At 71.6% G+C, this 5743-nt stretch carries 5 protein-coding genes; 1 reads left to right on the plus strand and 4 read right to left on the minus strand.

Annotated features, from left to right (window positions below; genetic code table 11):
* The 4 genes from I0C86_RS38580 to thyX all read right to left on the minus strand — a co-directional run.
* Window positions 1–1175, minus strand: a 1175-nt coding sequence (locus tag I0C86_RS38580) for a S1 family peptidase (protein ID WP_323374120.1), incomplete at its 3' end; no start/stop codon positions are given.
* A gap of 333 nt (window positions 1176–1508) precedes the next feature.
* Complete coding sequence (locus I0C86_RS38585) at window positions 1509–3197, minus strand: ribonuclease J (RefSeq protein WP_196206262.1); 1689 nt, start codon at window positions 3195–3197, stop codon at window positions 1509–1511.
* A 145-nt stretch (window positions 3198–3342) separates the two neighbouring features.
* Window positions 3343–4269, minus strand: coding sequence for a 4-hydroxy-tetrahydrodipicolinate synthase (gene dapA, locus I0C86_RS38590; protein ID WP_196206263.1), 927 nt, complete (start codon window positions 4267–4269; stop codon window positions 3343–3345).
* Between the two features lie 45 nt (window positions 4270–4314).
* The gene (gene thyX / locus I0C86_RS38595) at window positions 4315–5058 is read right to left on the minus strand and encodes an FAD-dependent thymidylate synthase (RefSeq protein ID WP_196206265.1); all 744 of its coding nucleotides are present in this window, start codon (window positions 5056–5058) and stop codon (window positions 4315–4317) included.
* 137 nt (window positions 5059–5195) lie between these two features.
* On the opposite strand from thyX, the gene I0C86_RS38600 reads away from it, so the two are divergent.
* Window positions 5196–5699, plus strand: a complete 504-nt coding sequence (locus I0C86_RS38600) for a hypothetical protein (protein WP_196206264.1) — start codon at window positions 5196–5198, stop codon at window positions 5697–5699.
* Window positions 5700–5743 lie beyond the last annotated feature (44 nt).

Here is a 5743-nt window from a genome sequence, read left to right on the forward strand (position 1 = left end):
GTCGCGGCCGGCGGGTCGGTCGCCGCCGGCGGGTCGGCCGGCTCGGCCGGGCCGGTCGCGGTGGTGACCAGGGTGAGCTCGTTGACGGCGAGGATCTCGGTCAACGGCTGGAAGAACGTCGTACCGCCCACGGTGCAGTCACCGGAGCCGCCCGAGGTGACCCCCTGAGCCTGGTCGCCGGACATCCAGGACCCGCCGGAGTCACCCGGCTCGGCACAGGCGTTCGTCCTGGTCAGACCGGTGACCGTACCCTCGGGGTAGTTCACCGTGGCGTTGAGTGCCTCGACGACGCCGCACCGGGCGCCGGTGGTGGAACCGAACCGGCAGACCGAGGTGCCGACCGGCGCCTCCTGGGCCCCCGCGACGGCCAACGTACCGCCGCCGAAGTCGTTGACCACCGGCTGCGGGACCCAGTCGTCGTTCGTCTCCACCACGCCCCAGTCGTCGCCGGGGAAGGACGAGGCCCGGAAGACGCCCTGGGCGACCCCGTCCGGGCTGCTGGTGGTGCTGCCGGGCCGTCCACAGTGGCCGGCGGTGACGAAGCCGCCGACCACCGAGAAGCCGATCGAGCACCGGGCGGCGCTGTCGATCAGGTACGCGTCGCCGCCGCGGACGTCGATCAGCGGCACCGGGGCCTCCGCCGAGGCGACCACCTGGACCGCACTCTCCTGCGCACCGCTGGCCCGGACGAACTGCCGCACCGCGCTCTCGGCACCGGGCTGGGCGCGTACCACGATCCGGTTGTTCGCCACGTCGACGTACCAGCCGGCGAGATCCGGGGTGGCGTCGGCGGCGCGTCGGTCGAGGTTCGCCTTGATCGCGTCGAGCTGCCGGGCGCTGCGGGTCACCATCTTCGGCTCGGCCCCGGCTGCCCGGACCCGCTCGGCACCGGCCGAGTCGGTCACCGCCACCATCAACTGGCTGGCGTCGGCGGCGAGCCAGGTGCCGCCGAAGCCGGCACCGAGTTCGGTACGCAGTCGCTGCGCGGTCCGGCTCGCCCACTGTTCCTTGGTCAGCCGGGCCCGTGCCTGCGCCTCGGTCAACGAGAGGTCCCGCTGCAACGCGTCGAGGAGTTCCCGGGCCGGGCCGGCCGGCGCGGTCGCCTTCGGTCGTGGCGGATCCTCCCCGGCGAGCGCCGGCAGGGTGACCGCGGCGAGGCCGGCGACCGTCGCCACCGCCACACCGATCGCTATCCCCCGCCGACCCGTCGTACCTCGTCGACTTACCGTGCCACGCCGACTCCGCGTCGCGCGACTGCGATCCATCCGATCGACTCCTTCACCATCGGCAGCCCGGGGTGAGGTACGGGCGATAGCCGGATACCGATGAATCGATCGGGATGGACAATCTCACACCGTACGGCTGAACCGACGGGCGTCCGATTACGTACCAACTGTGGCGCATCGGGGTGGAAGATCCGCTGCCGGCCGGCCGCCCGAGGGCAGTGCGGAGCACGGCATCACCCCTGGCCGGCAGAGGTGATCAGCCGGCCAGGGGTGATGGGACGATCAGACCTCGACCACCGTCGGCACGATCATCGGGCGTCGCCGGTACGCGTCGTTCACCCAGCGGCCGACCGTACGGCGGACGATCTGCTGCAACTGGTGCGGATCGGTGATGCCCTCGGTGGCGGCCCGGCCGAGCGCCTCGGTGATCAACGGGATCACCGGGTTGAACGCGTCCGGATCGTCCGAGAAGCCCTTGGCGGAGATGGTGGGGCCGCCGACCACCTTGCCGGTGACCGAGTCGACCACCACGGTCGCCGAGATGAACCCGCCGTCGCCGAGGATCCGGCGTTCGGTGAGCAGCGATTCGCCGACGTCCCCGACGGCCAGCCCGTCGACGTAGACGTACCGGCTCTTGACGTGCCCGACCACCCTGGCCCGGCCCGCGACCAGGTCGACGACGTCGCCGTCCTCGCAGAGCACCACCCCGTCGGCGGGAACCCCGGACTCGATGCCCAGCCGGGCGTGCGCGCGCAGGTGCCGCCATTCGCCGTGCACCGGAAGCAGGTTGCTCGGCCGGACCACGTTGAGCAGGTAGAGCAGTTCGCCGGCCGGGGCGTGTCCGGAGACGTGCACCTTGGCCACGTCCTTGTGGATCACGAGCGCACCGGCCCGGGAGAGCTGGTTGATCACCCGGTAGACCGAGGTCTCGTTGCCGGGGACCAGCGAACTCGCCAGCACCACGGTGTCGCCGGGGGCCACCGTGATGTGCCGGTGGTCGCCGGTTGCCATCCGGCCCAGCGCGCTCATCGGCTCGCCCTGCGACCCGGTCGACATCAGCACGATCTGGTCCGGCGGCAGCGCGGTCGCCTCGTCCAGGCCGACGACCAGGCCCGGCTGGATCCGGAGCAGGCCGAGGTCCCGGGCGATGCCCATGTTCCGGACCATCGACCGGCCGATGAAGGTCACCTTCCGACCGTGCTCGGAGGCCGAGTCGAGCACCTGCTGTACGCGGTGCACGTGCGAGGCGAAGGAGGCGACGATGATCCGCCCGCGCGCCTTGACGAAGATCGAGTCGAGTACCGGCCCGATCTCCCGCTCCGGGGTGACGTAACCGGGGATCTCCGCGTTGGTCGAGTCGGAGAGCAGCAGGTCGACGCCCTCCCCACCGAGCCGGGCGAACCCGGCCAGGTCGGTGATCCGGCCGTCCAGCGGAAGCTGGTCCATCTTGAAGTCACCGGTGTGCAGCACCAGCCCGGCCGGGGTGCGGATGGCCACCGCGAGCGCGTCCGGGATCGAGTGGTTGACCGCGAAGAACTCGCACTCGAACGGGCCGAGCCGCTCGCGGCCGCCCTCCCGCACGGTCAGCGTGTACGGCTCGATCCGCCGCTCGGCCAGCTTCGCCTCGACCAGCGCGAGGGTGAACTCCGAGCCGACCAGCGGGATGTCCGGCTTGTGGGCGAGCAGGTACGGCACCGCGCCGATGTGGTCCTCGTGCCCGTGGGTGAGCACGATCGCCTGTACGTCGGCGAGCCGGTCGAGGATCGGTGCGAAGTCCGGCAGGATCAGGTCGACGCCGGGCTGCTCGACGTCGGGGAAGAGCACCCCACAGTCGACCACCAGCAGCTTGCCGTCGTACTCGAAGACGGTCATGTTGCGCCCGATGGCGCCCAGCCCGCCCAGCGGAATGATCCGGAGCCCGCCCTCGGGCAGTTCCGGCGGCGGTTCGAGGTCCACACCCGGCTGGCTCATGCCCCCGCCTCGCTTCGCTCGCCGGCGTCATGAGCTTGCCACCTGAGCCAGCCGATTCGCTCGCTGCGCTCCCTCATGACCCCCGCCTCGCTTCGCTCGCCGGCGTCATGCACGCTCCGGTGCTTGGCCGAGGTGCTGCTCCCGGTCATGACGGCAGCTCCAGTCCCGCGTCGGCACAGTCGGCCCGCAACTGGGCAACCTCGGCTTCGGTGGCGTCCACCAGCGGTGGGCGTACCGGACCGGCCGGCAGACCGTGCGCGGCCAGCGCCGCCTTGACCAGGATGGTGCCCTGGGTCCGGAAGATCCCGGTGAACAACGGCAGTAGTTGGCGGTGCAGGGCCAGTGCCGTGACCTGGTCACCCCGTTCGTACGCCTCGATCATCTGCTTGGTCAGCGCTCCGGTCAGGTGGGTGGAGGTGCCGACCAGGCCGACGCAGCCGATCGCGAGGGCGGGAAGGGTCAAGGCGTCCTCGCCGGAGTAGAAGGCCAGGTCGGTACGGCTGGTCACCCAGGAGGTGGCCGTCAGGTCGCCCTTGGCGTCCTTGGCCGCGACGATCCGCTCGTGCTCGGCGAGCCGGCACAGCGTCTCGGTGGCGATCGGCACCCCGCTGCGGTGCGGGATGTCGTAGAGCATCACCGGCAGGCCGGTGGCGTCCGCTACGGCGGTGAAGTGCCCGAACAGGCCGGCCTGGGGCGGCTTGCTGTAGTAAGGGGTGACTACCAGCAGCCCGTGGGCGCCGGCCTTCTCGGCGGCGCCGGCCAGCTCGATGGTGTGCCGGGTGTCGTTGGTGCCGACGCCCGCGACCACCTGGGCCCGGCCCCCGACCGCCTCGACCACCACGCGGACCAGCCGCTCCTTCTCCGCGTCGCTGGTGGTCGGCGATTCGCCGGTGGTTCCGTTCACTACCAGTGCGTCGTTGCCCTGCTCGTCCACCAGATATGCCGCGAGTCGGGCCGCGCCGTCAAGGTCGAGCGAGCCGTCCGCGGTGAACGGGGTCACCATGGCGGTGAGCAGACGCCCGAACGGGCGGGGTGCCGCCCGATCGGTGGCTGCAGGGTGGTCGTGGGTCATGCGAACAACCTATCGGACTCGCGCCGCCCGCCCGGCGGGGAAGGGTCAGGACTGCTGGGCGTACGGGCTGGTGGCAATCTCGGTGCCGTCGGGCAGCTTGCTGATGGTGAAGTCAGCGAAGACGTTCGGGGCGACGCGCTGAAGCTGACGCAGGCATTCGACGGCCAGCTCACGGATCTCCACGTCGGCGCCCTCGGAGGCCCGCATCGTCACGAAGTGCCGCCAGGCGCGGTAGTTACCGGTGACCACGATCCGGGTCTCGGTGGCGTTCGGCAGCACCGCCCGGGCCGCCTGCCGGGCCTGCTTGCGGCGCAGCGTCGGGTTCTCCACGTCGGCGAACCGACGCTCCAGTCCCTCCAGCAGGTCGTTGTACGCCCGCAGGCTCGCCTCGGTCGCCTCGACGAACCGCTTGTGCAGCTCGGCGTCCTCGGCGATCACCGAGGGCTCGACCATCGCGGCGTCGCGCTCCGGCACGTACCGCTGGGAGAGCTGGGAGTAGGAGAAGTGCCGGTGCCGGACCAGCTCGTGGGTGAAGGAGCGGGACACGCCGGTGAAGTAGAAGGTCACGGTCCCGTGTTCCAGCACGGACAGGTGCTGGACCTCGAGGATGTGCGCGAGGTACCCGGCGTTGGTCGCGGTGGCCGGGTTGGGCTTACGCCACGACTGGTAGCAGGCCCGCCCGGCGAACTCGGCCAGGGCCTGCCCGCCGTCCGCGTCGGTCGACCACGGCACGTCCTCCGGCGGCTCGAACTGCGTCCAAGCGATGACCTTGACCTGGGGGCCCACCATCTCCGACATTCCTCGGACTCTAGTCGGCCCGGTTGGTGGAACGACGACCCCCTGCCGGCGTCGATGCGACCCGGCGATGCATGTTCTGACGTCAGTGTGACTTGCCAATGACGTCAGACTGATGTCACTATGACGTCATGGATCTGGCTCCCTATCTCGCGGCACTACGCCGCGACCTCAGCGCCGCCGCCGCACCCGGTGGACCCGAGATCGCCCGCGCGGCGGACCTGCTCGCCGGTTCGCTCGACGTCTCGGCCCGGCTCTGCCTGCTGGAGGTGCTCGCCGACGCCACCGCCGAGATCACCGCGAAGCTCGACGGAGCAACGGTCGAGGTGCGGCTGCGCGCCCGCGAGGCAGACCTGGTGGTGCACCAGGTTCCGCCGGAGCCGCCCGCCGCACCGGCTCCGGCGGCCCCCGGGGCGGTGGCCCCCGAACCGTCCGGCGACGTCGCGCGGATCACGCTGCGCCTGCCGGACACCCTGAAGGACACCGTCGAGCAGGCCGCGGCCACCGAGGGCATCTCGGTCAACGCCTGGTTGGTACGCGCCGTCGCCGCCGCCGTGCCCGGTGCCGCACCCCCTGCCGCGGGCCGTCCGGGCCGTGGCTCGTCCCGCCGGATCACCGGCTTCGCCCAGGCCTGAGCGCACCCGGGCCCGCCTACCGTTCCCGGCCACCCGGCCCACCC

This window comes from Plantactinospora alkalitolerans (assembly GCF_015690345.1).
Taxonomy (GTDB): domain Bacteria; phylum Actinomycetota; class Actinomycetes; order Mycobacteriales; family Micromonosporaceae; genus Plantactinospora; species Plantactinospora alkalitolerans.

What these genes read in the sequence shown, in the direction of transcription:
- I0C86_RS38600 (WP_196206264.1), top strand. Translation starts at nt 5,196, where the DNA reads ATGGATCTGGCTCCCTATCTCGCGGCACTACGCCGCGACCTCAGCGCC.
- I0C86_RS38585 (WP_196206262.1), bottom strand. Translation starts at nt 3,197, where the DNA reads ATGAGCCAGCCGGGTGTGGACCTCGAACCGCCGCCGGAACTGCCCGAG.
- thyX (WP_196206265.1), bottom strand. Translation starts at nt 5,058, where the DNA reads ATGGTGGGCCCCCAGGTCAAGGTCATCGCTTGGACGCAGTTCGAGCCG.
- dapA (WP_196206263.1), bottom strand. Translation starts at nt 4,269, where the DNA reads ATGACCCACGACCACCCTGCAGCCACCGATCGGGCGGCACCCCGCCCG.